The sequence below is a fragment of the Paraburkholderia sp. HP33-1 genome (assembly GCF_021390595.1).
Lineage (GTDB): Bacteria > Pseudomonadota > Gammaproteobacteria > Burkholderiales > Burkholderiaceae > Paraburkholderia.
In genome coordinates, this window is record NZ_JAJEJR010000003.1 from 927,327 (window position 1) to 944,289 (window position 16,963).

The window sequence follows — 16,963 nt, forward strand, 5'->3', positions numbered from 1 at the left end:
GCAGAAAGCAGTCATTCCAATGGCCGGTTCACTTCGGAACCTGCAAAATGCCCGATCGGGCCTGCGCTTGAACCTCACCGCTCCGGCTGCAACTGCCCCCAGCTCACGAGAATCGCTTGGATGCTGCGCGCGTAGGCGTCGCGCTCGTGCGGCGATTCCGAGTGATACGCGCCGATTGCGCGCCATGTGTTGCCGAACCGCACCATCTTCTGCTTGAGCAGCCAAGCGGCCACAAAGATATTCACGCACGGGTCCGTAAGCGCGCGGTGCGGAATGCCCCGGCTCTTGAGTTCCGGAAAGTGGATCGAATTGATCTGCAATTGCCCCACGTCGATCGAACCGTTGGCGTTACGGTTGATGGCGGTCGCGTCGCCTTTCGATTCGCGCCACGCCACGGCGCGCAGCACGAGCGGATTGACGCCCTGGTAAGCGCCGGCCTTTTCGAAGCAGTCGTCGGCGGGCGGGGCGGCTTGCGCGGCCGAACTGCCGAGCGCCAGCAGCGCCACCCAGGCGCAGATGGCCCACGACCGCAAAGGGCGGAAGGCGTTGGTCTTGTGCTGGTGCATGGGTCGAGGCTCCAGATCCTGCTTTACTGCGCCAGCGCGGAATCGAGCTGCCGCTCGATGTCCTTGAGATAGGTGCGCGACGCATCGGAGACGACGAGGCGCGGCGTCGGCATCGCGCAGTGGCAATCGTGCTGGTGCATATTCTTCTTGTTGTGCGACGTCGAGCGCGGCGCGGGAAGGTCGTCGTCGTCGCCGGTGGAGGGCGGCAGCATGGCGAGCGTGGGTAGCGGCGGGTAGACCTTGTCCGCAGAGGCTGTGGTGGCAGGGGTGGCAGCGGCGGCCGTAGTTGCAGGCGCGCTGGCGGCGGGCTGGCCCGCCCATGCGGCCGAACTTAAGCATAGCGATGCCGCGGCGAAAGCAATCAGGCGCATCGTGTCAGTTCCCCGCATGTAGCGGCTCTATCGAGACGCTGTACGTCTGGTTAGAGCCGGCCGTAAGGTTTTCGAGCGTGGGTTTGAGCCCCTGCTGCGGCACGCCTCGCCAGATCGCCTGGTTGATGTACTTGAAGTCCTGGCCCAGCGCCGTCGCGCGGATCACGGTGGGCTGCTTCTGCGCGGCGGCGAGCGCGCCCGCCTTGGCGAGCACCGCAGCCAGTTGCGGATCGCGCGCGCCCAGTGCATCGGCGGGAATGTCGAACTTCATGATCACGTTCGACACCGCAGGTTTCTCGGCTTGAGCCGTATTGGGCTGCTGCAGTTGTGCGCAGCCTGTCACAAACATTACGGCAAGTAAGAGCACTACGCGCGTCACGTCGGGGTCTCCAAAGTTTCGTGGCGATGTACGTGTTTTCGGCTTGGGCAGCGGAGACTTGATACTCGGGAGGCAAACGTTTGCGAAAAAGAAAAAGTTCGCTCTCGCGGTGCCGCTTCCCGGAAAGTCGCTGCGCGCACCGCCGCCTTGGAGCAAAGAACTTCTTGCCCTCTCGGGTAAAGCGTCAGTCATGAAGGCTCGTGAGACTGCAAGTGGCGAGCTTGACTGTCAGTTCGCTTCGTTTGCGGCGCCGACTCTTAACTCGCCCGCGCTTATCGCGATTAGGCTGCCGCGACACGGCCGGCGAACCGGGGAAGGCACAGCACTCTTTCACCGCGGGTTTATGACGCCACGATCCAGTCGGCTCGACCAGTTGCAAATAAACGCGCGAAGCATGTGCGGTGTTTGCTATTGCTGAGATCCAGACTTTGAGCCTTCGTCTGGAAATACCTGATTTGACATAATCAAGTTTATCAACTTTTCAAAAAGGGTGCGATGCTACAATCGAGACGACTCCACGCCGGCTCTGCTTGTCTACAGCCGGTTCCCTCGGGATAATTTCCTTCCGGGCGCGACAACCCGTGCCCGATGACCAAAGCGCATGACCAAAGATCTGGGTACGCCCGCGTGGGCTGAGGATTATCGCCACTGGTTTACCGAGCTCAAGCAGCCTTCGAGCGCGCGCGGCAGCGCACCGTGGCCAGCGCGAATCGCGAGCTGGTAGCACTGTACTGGCAGATCGGCCGCGACATTCTCGACAGGCAGCAAAAACAGGGCTGGGGCGCGAGCGTTGTCGACCGGCTCGCAGGCGATCTCAAAACGGCGTTTCCCGACATGCGCGGATTCTCGCCGCGCAACCTCAAGTACATGCGTGCGCTCGCGCACGCCTTTCCACAGCCGGAATTTGTGCAACAGGCCGTTGCACAATTGCCGTGGTCGCACGTAGTGACACTGCTCGACAAATTGGATGACGCCGCCCAGCGACTTTGGTATGCGGAAAAATCGCTTGAGCACGGCTGGTCGCGCAGCGTGCTGACCATGCAGATCGAGACGGCGGCCCATGCGCGCGCCGGCAACGCGGTGACGAATTTCGCCGACCGGCTGCCCCCACCCCAATCGGATCTCGCGCGTGAGGTGCTTAAGGATCCGTATATCTTCGACTTCCTCGGGTTGACCGAGAACGCCCAGGAGCGCGACATCGAGCATGCGCTCACGCGGCACATCACGCGCTTCCTGCTCGAACTGGGCGCCGGCTTCGCATTCGTTGGACGCCAGTACCGGCTGGAGGTCGCTGGCGATGAATTTTTCATCGATCTGCTCTTCGACCATTTGAAGTTGCGCTGCTACGTCGTGGTCGAGCTCAAGACGACGCCATTCAAGCTGAGGGAGACATCAAAGTGATGCCCATCATTTCCGATCCCCGGAAATGGCTCTGCGCCATGAGGCGTGGCTTGACGGTGAAAATGGGTGGCGCGCCGATGTCTGGATCGCAGGGCGGCCCCTGCTCATCCGTGCCTGAATCCGGATTGCCATTCAAGATGTACAGGCGATCAACAATTCTGCACAGATAGATCGTGATTATTGCAATTTATGAAAAATATGGTTACAAAATAGGCGTTTACCCTTAATTACTATTTCCTTACAATCGCCTTAAAGGTCGAAGACAAGCACACGCTTGTAGCGCCCCAACAGAAACCAAGGAGGTAGTAATCATGAGACCCATCGTTAGACTCGCCGCCTTTGTGGCTGCCATCGCCTTCGCTGCTCCGATTACGGTTTTTGCCGCAGCAAACGTCGCAGCAAACCATCCGCTGACCCGCGCGGAAGTCCGTGAGCAACTGGTCGAGATCGAAGCGGCGGGTTACAACCCGGCCCGTGCAAACCCGCGCGAATATCCGGCGGACATCCAGGCTGCCGAAGCCAAGGTCGCTGCGCAACACGCGGGCACGCCCGGCGTGAGCGGCAGTCACCCGGTGACCGTCGTGGCAGTCAGTGAAGAAGTGATTGAGATCGAAAGCGTTGGCGACACCTCCGGAGTGGGTGGCGTCGTAAGCGGCTCGTCCGCAGCGGGCGGCCCTGTCTACAAGAGCGAGGCAGCTCGCACCGGCCCGGGCTCGGTCTACTTCGGTCACTAACCGGCTGACAAGCGACTGACCGACCGTCCGCCTGTCTTTCCATGGAAGTGCGCAGAAACACTGCGCACTCACATCTACACCAACTGACTCGGGAAACGTAGTCGCCGTCAAACGCGACTGTTTCATCTCGATCACTTCTTTTGTCAAAGCAGCCATGAAATCAAAATTACTCGCGCATTTCATGATCGCCGCTCTGCTTGGCGCGTCGATCCCCGTTTTCGCCCAGCCTCACGACAAGCAGCGTCACAATGACTGGTCGGCGCACGGCCCGCAACAACACGACATGCGTCCGCCGCCCGGTCACGGTCATGGTCCCATGCCGCACGAGGCCTATAGCGGCCGGCCGGGCGGCCCGATGCCGCGTGCCGACTGGCGCCAGGGCGATCGGCTTCCGCCTGAATACCGCGACCACAACTACGTAGTCGACGACTGGCGCGGCCACGGACTGCGACCGCCGCCGCGAGGCTATCACTGGGTTGGAGTGAACGGAGATTACGTGCTCGCCGCTATCGCAACTGGCATCATTGCGGACGTCCTGCTCTCCGGCCACTAACACCGGCGGCAACCGTTTCAACGGGTTGGATTCATCCACGCAGACAGCGGCCGCGCACTAATCCGACGGGCAGCCGCTATTCACGCCGTTCAATCGGGTTCGCTCTGGTACGCGCCGCGCTATCCGATTACCCCAAGATGCGCTACGCGGCGTGGCCAGAACGATGGGCGTCGCCGAGTATCAGCTCATGCGTGAAGTGCCGGCTGCCCTTGAGACCGGACCGCCGACCATCGATCAGATTGAGACCGAACTGCCGGGCGATCTTCCGGATACCCCGATATAGCATGCGCGTCACGCGCGCCTGAAGGCGAGCCCGAGCATTCGACGTCTACCTGACCGAGGACGAGCGGGCGGCGAATAATCCAGGTTGTGTGGAAACCCGATGGCATTGCGATCCGACGCGTGCCCCTGAACCCAGCGGCGCGTTTGACTGGCTTCAATCACTGCGATCAGCACGCGTCGACGAGACCGCAAAACCTGCACCCGCGGGACCAAAGCGGTCGTAAGATTCTTCGAGTGCCCCATGCGAAGGATTCGCCTTAGATAACATTGCAGCGAAGCAAGATGTGGCATCCAATTGAGTTTGCCGGTCATCCTCGCCCGTTCGCGATGAAACTACTTCCAAAGCCACTGAACACCCGCCTGCAACTACGCAAGAAACTGCGTCGCGCCAGTGGCTTTCAAATCGCCATTGCTCATCGTCTGCGACAGCTTAATGTCGAGGATTGGCGCACAGTAACTGCCGGGCAAAGCTTTTATTTTTCGCCTGAATACCTGCAAATGATTGAAGTGGCAGGTCCGGCCAATCTCGAGCCGCGCTACGCCTTGATCTCGGATGACGACGGACCGCTGGCCACAGTCTGCATGCAAATCGTCCAGGTGAGCCTCGAACACTTTGGTGAACAAGGCAAGCCCAAGCTCAAAGTTCCACTCAGAGAGCGTATTCTTGTCTGCGGCAACCTGCTCAGTTACGGGCAGCACGGCGTTTGTTTCGCGCCCGGCAGCACTCCTGCGGAACTGTGGCCTGCGGTGGCGGAGGCACTCTATCGTACCCGCCGATCCGAAAAGCTGGATGGTCAGACCAACGTGATTCTGGTTAAGGACATTCTGGAGGCCGACAAGGTACCCAGTTCCTGCCTCGGGAACCTCAGCTATTCTGCCGTCGAAACCGAGCCCAACATGGTGCTGACGCTACCCGAAGGCATCGATACCCACGATGACTATCTTGCCAGTCTTGCTTCCAAGTACCGCAATGCCGTCAGGTCCCAGATCTACAAACCGTTCGATGCGGCTGGATTCCGGATCGAACGCCTTGAGACGGTGGCGTCGGTCGCCGGACGTTTGCAGGATCTTTATCTGCAGACTCACGCCCATGCCAGCTTGCGCCCGTTTATGCTGGATCAGGAATACTGGCCTGCGTTAGCGCTAGCTGCCGGCGCATGCGTCGCTTTCCACGTCGCCGTTAAGGGTAGCCAGATTTATGGCTTCGTTGTCACGCTCAAGGATGCGGAGACGGCGGTCGTCTGGCACATCGGTTTCGATCGCGAAGCAGCCGGCAATGGTGTGCCGCTGTATCTGCGCCTTCTGCATGCATCATTGACGCAGGCAATCGATTTCCGTTGCCGGCGCGTCTCTTTCGGCAGAACGGCGCTTGCACCCAAAGCGCGAATTGGCTGTCTGCCGGAGCCGATGCAGATTTGGGTGCGGCACCGCCAGCCTCTGCTAAACCAGGCCATCAGCCCTTTGCTGCGACTGATCCAGCACGAAGAGGCGCCGGAATGTTCCCCTTTTAAGAAAACATCGAACCACTCTGAAGAGCTTTGATATTCGTATAGCCGTATATGGACTCCCACCTATCAGCAAGATCGGTGCGCATTTTGAAGGTCTCGAATGCTTCTGTTCATTCGGCTTTTGATGTGCCTGCCATCAGCACAAGCCCTTTCGCTTCAACCTCAGCCTGCGCGATATCGAGGAGTTGCTGCTAGAACGCGACGTGAGCGTGACGTACGCGAGCGCAGGATTGTGACTGACCAACTGCGCAGCTATCCGGCAGCGAAGGCGGACATTGCGGAACTGGCCGACGTGACGATAGATGCCGGCTTGTAGACAATTCGCGGGATCGAAGAACCGGGGGTTACACCCCCTGCTCCGGTTTTCTGATCGCGGATGACCCTGCCTGACCGGCGGCTGTGTCGGTGGCCGTTGCGGCCGTCGCGCTCGGCACGATGTGCAATTCGCGGGTGCGCAACGGCAGCGAACAATGCGCGTCGGTCAGTGTTTGACGCACCTGGCGCGCGAGTTCCCACCGCATGGTCCAGAACATGTCCGTGTTCGACCAGACGCGGATATTCAGCACCGCCGTGCTGTCGTCGAAGCGGATGACCATAACCTGCGGCGCGGGATCGCGGAGCGCACGCGGGTCGGCCGCGGCGAGGGTGCGCAGCGCCTCAAGCGCGCGATCCACATCGTCACCGATCGAGATCTCCACTTCGAGATCGAGCCGGCGCATCGGATTACGGCTGAAGTTGCGGATCGAATTGCTCCACAACGCGCTGTTCGGCACGTATTCGCAAATGCCGTCGGGTTTGGTGAGGCGCGTCGTGAACAGATTGACTTCGACGACCGTGCCCGCGACACTGCCCGCTCCGCCTTCGATATAGTCGCCGACCTTGAACGGCCGCAACACCAGCAACATGATGCCGGCCGCGATGTTCTGCATCGTGCCTTGCAGCGCGAGACCGATTGCAAGACCGGCGGCGCCAAGCACGGCAATGATACTGGCCGTCTGGATGCCTAACTGCGACAGCGCGCCGACGATCGCGACAATCCGGATGCCCCACAGGCCAATGTCGCAGAGGATCGGTCGCAGCGTGGCGTCCATGCGTGATTGACGCGCGAGCAGCCGGCGCAGCGACAACGAAGCGCGGCGCGCGACCCACCATCCGATCACCAGTATCGCCGCAGCGGCGCACAGACGAATCGAGAGCGCGGTGAGCGTATCCAGCAGGAAGTCCCATCTGTCGGGACTGATTTCGACGAGAAGATTCTCCATGTGTCTTGACGATCCCTTTTTTGGACAGCGGGTAGATTGCCGCGTGCCAGTATCGACGATATACGTGGACGAACTCGATTGGCTTCCGCGAATTTAACCAGATAACTTCCATTTTGGGTATTTTCAGCGGTTAAAGCCGCGTGATTTATCTGAGCCTGTTATCCAGGTCGCTTCCCGGAATAGCCGTCTGTCACCATCGATCTTCCGTCGTCGTAACGGGAGCCGCTCGAGCGAGCGGCCGCCCGCTCCGGCGCCCATAAACGGCCTCGCCCGCGTGACTTCGAGGAACCGGAAACGATGTCCTCACACCCCGTTCAACTTTCTCTGCGGGCGTTTCGATAACCGCTCAAGTTACCCACAGAAACTGGGCACAAGCCTGTGGACAACAGGCTCATGACTCGCTCAACGCATTGAACGCATTGGTTTTCACTCGCACGCTTCTGATGAGTCGGCTGCGGCGTCGTATACGCACTAGCAGAGCCTTGCCGCAGGCGGTTTGGTACCCTTAAAACCGCCAGTTCCAGCACGCGGTCGGGGAGACAGCGCTAGCTGGCTGCTCGCGACCTCGGTGCGCAAGGCGCTTCCGCCCGCCGGCCGCACAGTGCGGGCCCGCCGCACGCGTGCCGTTATACTGCTCCCTCGACAAACGGACACGTAGCCGGCACACATGGCGACGTTCATGCAATTCGTCTTGCGACTGGAACAGGACCTCGAAGCGCTGCTGGTCCAGCATGGACCGTTGGCCTACGCAATCGTCGGGGCGATCGTCTTCTGCAGTGTCGGCGTACTGCCGCTCGTCATTCTGCCCGCGGACATGCTGCTGTTCCTGTCCGGCGCACTCGCCGCTGTCGGCGTGCTGCAGCCTGTGTGGCTCGCGCCGGTGCTGGTCGGGGCCGCCGTTTCCGGAACCGTGTTCAACTATGCGCTCGCACTTGCGGTCGCGTCGGTATGGAAACCGAAGCGCAGCGGCTGGATCGACAAGGTCAGTGGGCGAACGCGCACACTCTATGCTCGTCACGGCGCCGCGCTGCTGCTGTACTCTCCGTTCATCGCAATCGTCCGGGCGGTCGCGCCCGCGGTCGCCGGCGCGACGAAGATGCCGTTTCGCCGCTTCGTGCGCTTCGCGACCGGCGGCGCAGTGATCTGGATATGCTCACTCGCGGGGCCCGGTTATTTCTTTGGCAACGTGCCATGGGTCCGCTCGCACCTGCCGGCTGCGATGGCGATCGTGATCGGCGCGGGTGTCGTCGCGCTCGTCGTCAGCCTGCTATGGCGAGGACGGCGCAGGCACCGCACCACCGATCCGACGCTATCCGACGAAAAGTCCCGCTGCGACTGACCCGGCGGCCCACAACCCGGCAGGCAGCGCTGCTCGCGAGGAAACGCATGAACCAGGGTCTGCTGAAATGCACATGTGCGGCCGTGCTCGCAACACTGCTCGGGTGGGGACTGTATGTCGGCCGCCCCGTGCTGGTGCCGATTGCGTTCGCCATCATCGCGACGTATGTGGTCTTCGGTCTCGCCAAGCTGCTGCGCCGCCTTCCCTACCTCGGTGCTCCCCTGCGGGACGGCCTGCGCCACGCGATCGCTGCGACGCTGATGCTCTTCACGGTCTATCTGTCGGTCGACCTGCTGCTGTCTGACAGGGACCGGCTGATGGCCGTCGCGCCGAAGTACGAGGCGACGCTGCTCCTATTGCTTACGAGGTTCGCCGCGCTGCTGCACATCGAAACGGAGGCGAACTGGGCTGCGATCCGCCGCGATCTGTTGGCGAGCGTCAACGTGCAGGCGATCATGACCGCCACGCTGTCGTCGGTGTCGTCGCTACTCGCGGCGATCATCGTCGTGCTGCTTTATGCGACGTTCTTTCTCATCGAGCACGCGAAATACCGCCGCAAGCTCGTGAACTTCGCGGGCGGCTCGACGCGGATCGTGTCGGTAATCGACGAGATCAACTCGAAGATCGGCGTCTATCTCGCTATGAAGACCCTGCTTGGCGCGATCCTTGGCATCGCGAGCTGGATCTGCATGCGGCTCGTCGGACTCGAATTCGCGGAGCTTTGGGCAGTGCTGATCGGCCTGCTGAACTTCATCCCGTATGCGGGCTCGTGGATCTCGGTCGCGGTGCCGACGCTGCTAGCCGCGCTGCAGTTCGGCCAGTGGAACGCGGCGCTCGTGCTGTTCATCTCGCTCACGCTCGCGAACTTCGTGGTCGGCCATCTCCTCGACCCGTGGCTGATGGGCGGCTCACTGAACCTGAGCCCCGCAGTAATCCTGATCAGCCTGGCAGTGTGGTCGTCCATCTGGGGCATCGCGGGTGCCTTCCTCGCAGTGCCGATCACCGTCGGCCTGGTCATTGCGTTTTCCGCGTTCGAATCGACACGTCGTTTCGCAGTTCTCCTGACGAACGACGACTAACGTTGTTCGCCCGTCGGTGACGACCGATAGCTTCGGGGATACATCGCGCGCGAGTCCGCCATGTCTCACGAACCGGACTTCGCGTTCGAAAACTGTCGAAAGGCGGTTCAGGAATGTCCCGCCGAAACGACTCGACCTGCCGCGCCAGTTCTGCCCCGCTCAGGGGCCGGTGATGGATTGTTGTGGCGTTTCATGGATGCCGGAACCTCGCGACCGATTAGTTTGTTTTTTTCAGTTGTAGAGCGTCGGCCTGCTCACGGCTAGTCTCTGTCGCATTAACGCGGCCGAGTGAGATCTGTCGACCCGTAACGCATGACGAGCATGATGGCAAAACGAAGACGCTACACAAGACGCTGCCCGGTGGCCTTGGCAAGGTACCGAAGCGATTGCACTATCCACTGGCGGTGATTCTGCTGTGCGTGCGCCGGTATCCGGCGTATTCGTTGAGCCTGCGCAACCTCGAAGAGATGATGCTGGAGCGTGGAATCGAGATGGATCATTCGAGCGTGCATGGCTGGCTCATCAAGCTCGGGCCGCTGTTCGAAGAGGCGCTTCGCAATCGCATGCGTGTGATGGGCAGGAGCCGGCGCGTCGGTGAGACTTACGTCAAGGTCAAAGGCCAATGGAAGTATTTGTACCGTGCCGCCCGACACGGAGGGCAAGATGGTTGACTTCCTGCTACGAGTCCATCGTGACAAGGCGGCTGCTCTTCGTTATTTCAGGAAGGGATCGACCAGAACGGCGAGCCCGAGACGATTAGCCGGCAGCCAACGACAGATCCAGCCAAGACCGGCCGACAAATTGCATTTCGGAATGTATTCACAGCCGATCCAGCCGTCGTAGCCGAGCGAATCGATCAGGTCGAACGGACACGGATAATTCACTTCGCCCTCGTCGGGCTCGTGGCGGTGCGGCACGCCCGGGACCTGGATATGGACGATGCCTGCGAGCAGCGTCTTCAGCTTCACCGCGAGGTCGCCTTCGGCGATCTGGCAGTGATACAGGTCGAACTGCGCCTTCAGGTTCGGCGCGCCGACCTCGCGGCAGACGTCGTACGCGTCCTGCTGCCGGTTCAGGAAATAGCGGGGTATGTAGCGCGTGTTGATCGGCTCGATCACGATCATCTTGATTTCAGCGCGGTTTCGACGCTGCGCCTGAAATCGTCATCGCGCCCCGGTAGCGCTGTAATCCGTTCGGGCAGAAAATCTCCCGCGGCACCGTCGCCACTACAGATATCTCTAGATTTATCAACCAAATAGCCAAATGGTGCATCATGAAGCATGCTCCTGGCTGATGATAGAACGATTGGAGACGAGCCTGGTTAGGCGTCGATGGAAGTGTTAACATTTGTTACTCGACTGTCCCTCGGCGTCTTTCACCAGTCGTCATGCGATGGGACGGTCATCTCGTCGGAGGTCAGGAGCGATGACTCCCGCCATCATCATCCTGCTCGTGCTCCTGGGCGTCGGGCTGCTGCTCGCGCTCTGGCTCATGGGCATTTACAACAGGCTGGTGGTCGCCAGGAACCGCTTCGAGAACGCCTTCGCCCAGATCGACGTGCAGCTCAAACGCCGCTACGACCTGATTCCGAACCTGGTCGAAGCCGTCAAGGGCTACATGGGCCACGAGAGGGAGACGCTCGACGCCGTCATCAAGGCCCGCAACAGCGCGATGGCGGCCGAGCAGAAAGTCGCCGCCAACCCCAGCGACCCGGCGGCCATACGGGGGTTCAACCAGGCCGAGGCCCAGTTGGGCGGCACCCTGGGCCGGCTCTTTGCCCTGTCCGAGGCGTACCCCGACCTCAAGGCCAACCAGAACATGCTCGCCCTGCAGGAGGAACTGACCTCGACCGAAAACAGGATCGGCTTCTCCCGGCAAGCCTTCAATGACGCCGCCACCGAGTACAACATCCGGCGCGAGGTCTTCCCCGCCGTTATGGTGGCCGGCATGTTTGGATTCAAGGAAGCAGCACTGCTCGAAACCGCGGAGGCCGAGCGCGCCGCGCCGAAGGTGTCGTTCCGGTAGCGCGGAACCGCCACGGCTCCGCGCTTCAAGCGCCCAAAACCGCGCCGACCATGGCCACTAATTTCTTTCAGCAGCAGGATTCGGCAAGGCGCAAGACCTTCCAGCTAGTGGTCTATTTCGTCCTCGCGATCCTGATTCTGATCGTCCTCGTGTACGGCCTGTTGGTGGCGTTCAGCACGTATGGCGCCCACGAGCCAGTGCCCTGGTGGCAACCTGACATGCTCCTGATCGCGGCGCCGGGGGTGGGCATTGTGGTCGGCGGGGCCAGCGCGATCAAGGTGGCCCAGCTCGCTTCCGGCGGGCAGGCCGTCGCCTTGATGTTGGGAGGTAAGGAGGTGCCGGGCACGACCACCGACGCGCGCGAGAAACGGCTCCTCAACGTCGTCGAGGAGATGGCCCTCGCTGCGGGAGTGCCGGTGCCCCCCGTATATGTTCTGCCTGAGGCAGGCATCAATGCCTTCGCGGCCGGCTACGCCCCAGGCGATGCCGTGGTCGCCGTCTCCCAGGGCTGCCTTAATTACTTGACCCGCGACGAGCTGCAGGGCGTGGTGGCCCACGAGTTCAGCCACATCCTCAACGGTGACATGCGGCTCAACATCCGGCTGATCGGCCTGATCTTCGGGATCATGGTGTTGTCCATCATCGGCCGCAGCCTCATGTTCGCGTCCCGCGGACGCTCCTCGGGAAGACAGGATTCCCGTGGCGGCATGATGCTGCTGGGTCTGGGCGTGTTTGTGCTGGGACTGGTGGGTGCGTTCTTCGGTCGGCTGATCATGGCAGCGGTGTCCCGGCAGCGCGAGTACCTGGCCGACTCCAGCGCCGTCCAGTTCACGCGCAACCCCGACGGGATTGGCGGGGCGCTCAAGAAGATTGGCGGGCTGGCCGAGGGGTCGCGCATCGACACCCCCCGGGCCGCCGAGGCCGCTCACATGTTTTTCGCCAACGCCTTCGCCGGCGCGGGACTCACCGGACTGCTGGCCACCCACCCGCCCCTCGTCGAGCGCATTCGCCGGCTCAATCCCCAGTTCGACGGCCGGTTCCCGGAAGTGCGGCCGGTCGGCGTCGATCGGGAAGACCTCGAAGAGCGCCGCCCCAGCCGAGTCCCGCCATTCGCCCGGCCACCAACGTTCCCGGGGCTTCCTCAGGTGCCTATGCCGGTGTTGGGGTTAGCTGCCGACACGGCGTCCCGGGTTGGGCACATCGATCCGGAAGTGATTGACTACGCCCACGAGCTGCACGACAGCATGCCCGAGGTGCTCCGGGTTGCCGTACAGGAGCCGTTCAGCGCTCGCGCCCTCGTCTATGCTCTTCTCATGGACCCAAGGGCGAACCTGCGGGAAATCCAATTGACCCAACTGAAGGCCGGCGCTGAGCCGCAGGACTTCGCGGAAGCCTTGCGGCTTGTTGTCCCTGTCCAGGCACTGCCGGACACGCATCGGCTGCCCCTGCTGGACCTGGCCTTGCCGGCCCTGCGGCAGATGTCACCGCGCCAGCACCGTGCTTTTCGCGCCCAGGTAGAGTTACTGATGGTCGCCGACCAGCGGCTGAGCCTGTACGAGTACGCGCTCCGCTGTGTACTGCATCGCCATCTCGACGCCCAGTTCCTGCCTCAGCGTCAGACGCGTCCAGTGCACAGCTCACCGAAAAAACTGGCGCCCCAGGTCGCGACGGTGTTGGCGCTATTGGCCTGGGAAGGCCAGCCGGAACGCGACCAGGCCGCCCGTGCATTCGATACGGGCATGCGCGGATACATTGGCGGCGACCACACGCACCGCTTGCCGCCCCGCGAGGAATGCTCCCTCGCCGGGTTCGATGCGGCCCTGCAAACGCTCAATCAATCCGTGCCGGCAATCAAGCGCCGGATCGTCGCCGCCTGCGCGGGCTGCATCCTCGCGAATCAGCAGGTCAGTGTCCGTGAAGCAGAGCTGCTCCGCGCCATTTGCGATACGCTCGACTGTCCGCTACCGCCCCTCGTCGTGGAGAAATCGGAAGGACGATGAAAGACATTGCAGCCAGGCGGGGCTGTGTCGCAATAACGAAGATGGGATGCGCGAGCTTCCGCTATGAACAGGACTGCTTATGTTGCAAGAGGATAGAACTAATCGGCAGCAGTCACAGCGATGTCATCGTCGCGCATTCCGTGCGCTCCCGGGAAAATCGTTGTGTGTCGTTGCCGGCTTCGTTTTGATCCAGATGCTGAGATTCAAGCGAACCCGCCCGACGCCTAACTCATACTCCAATCGGCAACCTCGCGACCACGCAGACCCGGATCATCCGTGTATCGGCAACGGTTCATTTTGTCGGCGGACGCAACACGTACCGGGCTGAGCGTGTAGAAGGGCGCATGGGGTACGAGGTCAGTTCGACGTCGTCGAGCCACAGCCAGCGAGATTGCACCGGTGCGATCAGATGCTTCCCATCATGACCGGCATCAGGATAAGCTGCGCGTCAAGGGTGGGCCAGCCGATTGAGATGGGGCGGAACAGTGACTATCCACAAGCTGAGGGTTCGCGCACTTGCGTTCTGCTTGACGCTCGCGTTACTGGGTAGCAGCGCGGCATTGGCAGGCGAAGTCAAGGTAATGATGTCGGGCTGGTTTGGCCCAGCGTATCGCGAACTGGGCCCGCAATTCGAGGAAGCGACCGGCGATACACTGTTCACCATCTGGGGGCCCGCAGAGGGCACGGCCGTGAATGCCATCCCCGTGCGGCTTGCGCGTGGCGAGTGGGCCGACGTCCTGATCGTCGTCAGCGATGCGCTCGACCATCACATTAACGCCGGCACGGTGGTGCCTGGCAGCAAGGTGGACTTCGCACGCTCGCCCATCGGCGTGGCGGTTCGCGAAGGTGCGACGAAACCGGACATCAGCTCTGCGGACGCATTGCGCCGCACGCTGCTCGCAGCGAAGTCAATCGTCTATCCGCACAGCGAGAGTGGAGTCTATATTGGCAACGAACTGTTTGCGCGTCTGGGCATTGAGGGGAGCGTGAAAAGCAGGAGCCGCATGGTTCCGGACGAGCGGGTCGCGACTATCGTCGCGAACGGTGAAGCAGAACTCGGGTTACAGCAGGTCGTGGAACTGTTGCCGGTAAAGGGGGTGACTGTGGTCGGCAGTTTGCCCGCGGAATTACAAAGGTACACGATGTACTCCGGGGGTATCGCCACCGCTGCGAAAAATCCGGCCGGCGCTGAGGCTCTAATCCGTTTTCTGTCGTCGCCGGAAGCGGCGCCGGCGATTGCGAGAACCGGGCTCGAACCGCTCACAGCGGCGCCCGCGAACTGAGCGAAGCAGCAGCGCTGCCGACACGCCACCACCGAAGGCGGCGGCCGCCGTAGGATGGTCATGCGCACCGGCTGTCAACGAGCTAAGGTCCAACCTTTGACAGCGATCGTCTCGCGTTGGCTTGGGAGCCGGCTTTCGAACTCTTTCCTGGACGGCAGAAGCAGGTTGGCTACGGACAAATACGTCGTGCGACAGTCGGCCAAACGCGGCCATTCAGGTCAGACCCGCGAGGGTCGGCTTACGGCCGAGGCCATGTCAAAACCCGGCCGATCACCTGGACTGAATCAACCTGTTAGCGCGAGAGGCGGAGATGGGGCGATTTGTCGAAGGTGCGAACCGCAATCAGGCGACGCTGCTGCCGGAATGTCTCGAAGACTTCATCGCCAAAGACAATCCCGTCCGGATAGTGGACGCATTTGTAGACGAACTCGAACTGGCCTCCCTGGGATTTGACGGGGCCACGCCCGCGATTACAGGCCGACCGTCTTACCATCCGGCCGTTCTGCTCAAAATTTACATTTATGGCTATCTCAATCGCGTGCAATCGAGCCGGCGCCTGGAGCGGGAGTGTCAACGCAATGTCGAACTGATGTGGCTGACTGGTCGCCTCGCGCCAGACTTCAAGACGATTGCCGAGTTCAGGCGCAGTAATGGTCCCGGCATTCGCAACGTATGTCGGCGCTTCGTGGTGATATGCCGTGACCTGAAACTCTTCACGCAAGCAGTCGTGGTCATCGACGGCAGCAAGTTCAAGGCGGTCAACAGCTGCGATAACAACTTCACACCCAACAAGATTGCAAAGCGTCAGGAACAAATCGAGCAAGGCATTCAGCGCTATCTGGATGCACTGGAGACTGCCGACCGAACACAACCGGCCGAGGTAGAAGCAAAAGCCGAACGGCTACGGGAAAAGATTGAAACGCTGCGCGAACAGATGAGCGATCTGAATCATGCCGCAGAACTGTTGAATGATTTATCCGGAAAGCAGGTCTCGCTCACTGATCCCGACTCACGCTCGATGATGTCGCAAGCCAAGGGCACAGGTGTGGTCGGCTACAACATTCAGGTGGCTGTCGACACGAAGCATCACCTCATCGTGGCCCATCAAGTGACGAACATCGGCAACGACCGGACGCAGTTGAGCCCGATGGTAAAGGCCGCCCGCGATGCCATGGGCGAGAAGACGATCAAGGCACTGGCCGATCGTGGGTACTTCAGTGCCCCGGAGATCAAGGCTTGCGATGACGCCGGTATCGCGGCGCTAGTGCCGAAAATGCGAACCTCTAGTGCAAAGGCTGACGGACGATTCGACCGGGCCGACTTCATCTACATCGCCAAAGACGACCAGTACCTGTGTCCGGCGGGCCAACGGGCGACTTACCGATTCAGTTCGGTCGAGCGCGAAAATCCAATGACCCTGCGTACCTACTGGAGCAGCGCTTGCCCAAAGTGTCCGATGAAAAGCCAGTGCACACCGGCTGATTACCGGCGTATCCGACGATGGGAACACGAAGCGGTGCTCGAGACAATGCAGTCAAGGCTGGATCGCCAGCTCGACGCCATGACGATACGACGCCGAACGGTCGAACATGTGTTCGGCACACTCAAGCACTGGATGGGTTCGACCCACTTCCAGACGCGCCGTTTGGGCCATGTCGCGGCCGAAATGAGTTTGCATGTGCTGGCACAACCTCAAGCGCGTCATAAGGATTCTCGGGTTCGCAAAGACAATGCGCGCAATGAAGCTGGCAGCCGCGTGAACTCGCGCGCCGACGTTGTTCACCGGCAAAGCTCGATCACTTCATCCGCTTGCGTCTCGGTCCAACGCAATCGTGCTCCCGACAGGACTTCACCAACCGGCCGTTCTGCACGTTTTTACACGGCCTCGGCCAAGTTCGCACCCCCGATTAGGAAGAACGGGGGTGAGTCGGCCTGTTGGAAACCCGCATTGACGTGCGCATGCACCGTACTTCGTCCCGGATGGACGCGTCAGGGAGTTCAGTTCGACAGCGATTCGCGAGCGCTGCACACCCGGTTACGTCCGTGAGCCTTGGCTGTGTAAAGGGCCTTGTCGGCAGCCCCGATCAGGCCCAGTGGTCCGTCTGAACCTTGCACGGGAACCAGCGACTCAACGCCGGCACTCACGGTCACGACACCCGTCGGATTGCCCGCATGATGCAT

Annotated in this window: 13 protein-coding genes and 6 pseudogenes; 12 read left to right on the forward strand and 7 right to left on the reverse strand. The window is 61.3% G+C overall.

The features are described 5' to 3' along the window. Window positions 1-74: 74 nt before the first annotated feature. The 3 genes from L0U81_RS31165 to L0U81_RS31175 are packed head-to-tail and all read right to left on the reverse strand — an operon-like array spanning window position 75 to window position 1,316. The gene (locus L0U81_RS31165; RefSeq protein ID WP_233809640.1) at window positions 75-566 is read right to left on the reverse strand and encodes a lytic transglycosylase domain-containing protein; all 492 of its coding nucleotides are present in this window, start codon (window positions 564-566) and stop codon (window positions 75-77) included. Between the two features lie 23 nt (window positions 567-589). Beyond that, window positions 590-937, reverse strand: coding sequence for a hypothetical protein (locus L0U81_RS31170; RefSeq protein WP_233809642.1), 348 nt, complete (start codon window positions 935-937; stop codon window positions 590-592). Window positions 938-941: 4 nt separating this feature from the next. Continuing rightward, a complete protein-coding gene (locus L0U81_RS31175) occupies window positions 942-1,316 on the reverse strand; it encodes a hypothetical protein (RefSeq protein ID WP_233809644.1) in 375 nt (124 codons plus the stop codon). Window positions 1,317-1,917: 601 nt separating this feature from the next. On the opposite strand from L0U81_RS31175, the pseudogene L0U81_RS31180 reads away from it, so the two are divergent. From L0U81_RS31180 to L0U81_RS31200, 5 genes and pseudogenes are all read left to right on the forward strand, one after another. Then, window positions 1,918-2,696, forward strand: a pseudogene (locus tag L0U81_RS31180) (PDDEXK nuclease domain-containing protein); the annotation flags it as partial. Window positions 2,697-3,028: 332 nt separating this feature from the next. Further along, window positions 3,029-3,451, forward strand: a complete 423-nt coding sequence (locus L0U81_RS31185) for a DUF4148 domain-containing protein (RefSeq protein WP_233809646.1) — start codon at window positions 3,029-3,031, stop codon at window positions 3,449-3,451. 154 nt (window positions 3,452-3,605) lie between these two features. After that, on the forward strand, window positions 3,606-4,004 hold the full coding sequence (locus tag L0U81_RS31190; RefSeq protein WP_233809648.1) for an RcnB family protein: 399 nt from the start codon (window positions 3,606-3,608) through the stop codon (window positions 4,002-4,004). 564 nt (window positions 4,005-4,568) lie between these two features. Continuing rightward, window positions 4,569-5,828 carry a GNAT family N-acetyltransferase gene (locus tag L0U81_RS31195; protein ID WP_233809650.1) on the forward strand — a complete coding sequence of 420 codons (1,260 nt, stop codon included), beginning with the start codon at window positions 4,569-4,571 and terminating at the stop codon, window positions 5,826-5,828. Window positions 5,829-5,946: 118 nt separating this feature from the next. Next, window positions 5,947-6,018 (forward strand): annotated as a pseudogene (locus tag L0U81_RS31200) (IS6 family transposase); the annotation flags it as partial. Between the two features lie 120 nt (window positions 6,019-6,138). On the opposite strand, the gene L0U81_RS31205 reads toward L0U81_RS31200, so the two are convergent. Continuing rightward, on the reverse strand, window positions 6,139-7,056 hold the full coding sequence (locus tag L0U81_RS31205; protein WP_233809652.1) for a mechanosensitive ion channel family protein: 918 nt from the start codon (window positions 7,054-7,056) through the stop codon (window positions 6,139-6,141). 679 nt (window positions 7,057-7,735) lie between these two features. Here L0U81_RS31205 and L0U81_RS31210 point away from each other — a divergent pair. Further along, complete coding sequence (locus L0U81_RS31210; RefSeq protein ID WP_233809654.1) at window positions 7,736-8,395, forward strand: DedA family protein; 660 nt, start codon at window positions 7,736-7,738, stop codon at window positions 8,393-8,395. 47 nt (window positions 8,396-8,442) lie between these two features. After that, on the forward strand, window positions 8,443-9,474 hold the full coding sequence (locus tag L0U81_RS31215) for an AI-2E family transporter (RefSeq protein WP_233809656.1): 1,032 nt from the start codon (window positions 8,443-8,445) through the stop codon (window positions 9,472-9,474). 112 nt (window positions 9,475-9,586) lie between these two features. Here the strand turns inward: L0U81_RS31215 and L0U81_RS31220 are convergent. Beyond that, window positions 9,587-9,771, reverse strand: a pseudogene (locus tag L0U81_RS31220) (IS3 family transposase); the annotation flags it as partial. A gap of 15 nt (window positions 9,772-9,786) precedes the next feature. On the opposite strand from L0U81_RS31220, the pseudogene L0U81_RS31225 reads away from it, so the two are divergent. After that, a pseudogene (locus tag L0U81_RS31225) lies at window positions 9,787-10,232 on the forward strand (IS6 family transposase); the annotation flags it as partial. Between the two features lie 6 nt (window positions 10,233-10,238). On the opposite strand, the pseudogene L0U81_RS31230 reads toward L0U81_RS31225, so the two are convergent. Then, window positions 10,239-10,613 (reverse strand): annotated as a pseudogene (locus L0U81_RS31230) (TIM barrel protein); the annotation flags it as partial. Window positions 10,614-10,899: 286 nt separating this feature from the next. On the opposite strand from L0U81_RS31230, the gene L0U81_RS31235 reads away from it, so the two are divergent. From L0U81_RS31235 to L0U81_RS31250, 4 genes and pseudogenes are all read left to right on the forward strand, one after another. Beyond that, window positions 10,900-11,499 carry a LemA family protein gene (locus L0U81_RS31235; RefSeq protein WP_233809658.1) on the forward strand — a complete coding sequence of 200 codons (600 nt, stop codon included), beginning with the start codon at window positions 10,900-10,902 and terminating at the stop codon, window positions 11,497-11,499. A 50-nt stretch (window positions 11,500-11,549) separates the two neighbouring features. Further along, window positions 11,550-13,499, forward strand: coding sequence for a M48 family metallopeptidase (locus tag L0U81_RS31240; RefSeq protein ID WP_233809660.1), 1,950 nt, complete (start codon window positions 11,550-11,552; stop codon window positions 13,497-13,499). 560 nt (window positions 13,500-14,059) lie between these two features. Further along, on the forward strand, window positions 14,060-14,782 hold the full coding sequence (locus L0U81_RS31245; protein ID WP_233809662.1) for a substrate-binding domain-containing protein: 723 nt from the start codon (window positions 14,060-14,062) through the stop codon (window positions 14,780-14,782). A gap of 310 nt (window positions 14,783-15,092) precedes the next feature. Beyond that, a pseudogene (locus L0U81_RS31250) lies at window positions 15,093-16,542 on the forward strand (IS1182 family transposase). Window positions 16,543-16,780: 238 nt separating this feature from the next. Here the strand turns inward: L0U81_RS31250 and L0U81_RS31255 are convergent. Beyond that, window positions 16,781-16,963: a hypothetical protein gene (locus L0U81_RS31255; RefSeq protein ID WP_233809664.1), complete on the reverse strand. Its 183-nt coding sequence runs from the start codon at window positions 16,961-16,963 to the stop codon at window positions 16,781-16,783.

Coding starts and splice junctions, on each gene's coding strand:
- L0U81_RS31165 (WP_233809640.1), bottom strand. CDS start 566: ATGCACCAGCACAAGACCAACGCCTTCCGCCCTTTGCGGTCGTGGGCC.
- L0U81_RS31170 (WP_233809642.1), bottom strand. CDS start 937: ATGCGCCTGATTGCTTTCGCCGCGGCATCGCTATGCTTAAGTTCGGCC.
- L0U81_RS31185 (WP_233809646.1), top strand. CDS start 3,029: ATGAGACCCATCGTTAGACTCGCCGCCTTTGTGGCTGCCATCGCCTTC.
- L0U81_RS31190 (WP_233809648.1), top strand. CDS start 3,606: ATGAAATCAAAATTACTCGCGCATTTCATGATCGCCGCTCTGCTTGGC.
- L0U81_RS31195 (WP_233809650.1), top strand. CDS start 4,569: ATGTGGCATCCAATTGAGTTTGCCGGTCATCCTCGCCCGTTCGCGATG.
- L0U81_RS31205 (WP_233809652.1), bottom strand. CDS start 7,056: ATGGAGAATCTTCTCGTCGAAATCAGTCCCGACAGATGGGACTTCCTG.
- L0U81_RS31210 (WP_233809654.1), top strand. CDS start 7,736: ATGCAATTCGTCTTGCGACTGGAACAGGACCTCGAAGCGCTGCTGGTC.
- L0U81_RS31215 (WP_233809656.1), top strand. CDS start 8,443: ATGAACCAGGGTCTGCTGAAATGCACATGTGCGGCCGTGCTCGCAACA.
- L0U81_RS31235 (WP_233809658.1), top strand. CDS start 10,900: ATGACTCCCGCCATCATCATCCTGCTCGTGCTCCTGGGCGTCGGGCTG.
- L0U81_RS31240 (WP_233809660.1), top strand. CDS start 11,550: ATGGCCACTAATTTCTTTCAGCAGCAGGATTCGGCAAGGCGCAAGACC.
- L0U81_RS31255 (WP_233809664.1), bottom strand. CDS start 16,963: ATGCATCATGCGGGCAATCCGACGGGTGTCGTGACCGTGAGTGCCGGC.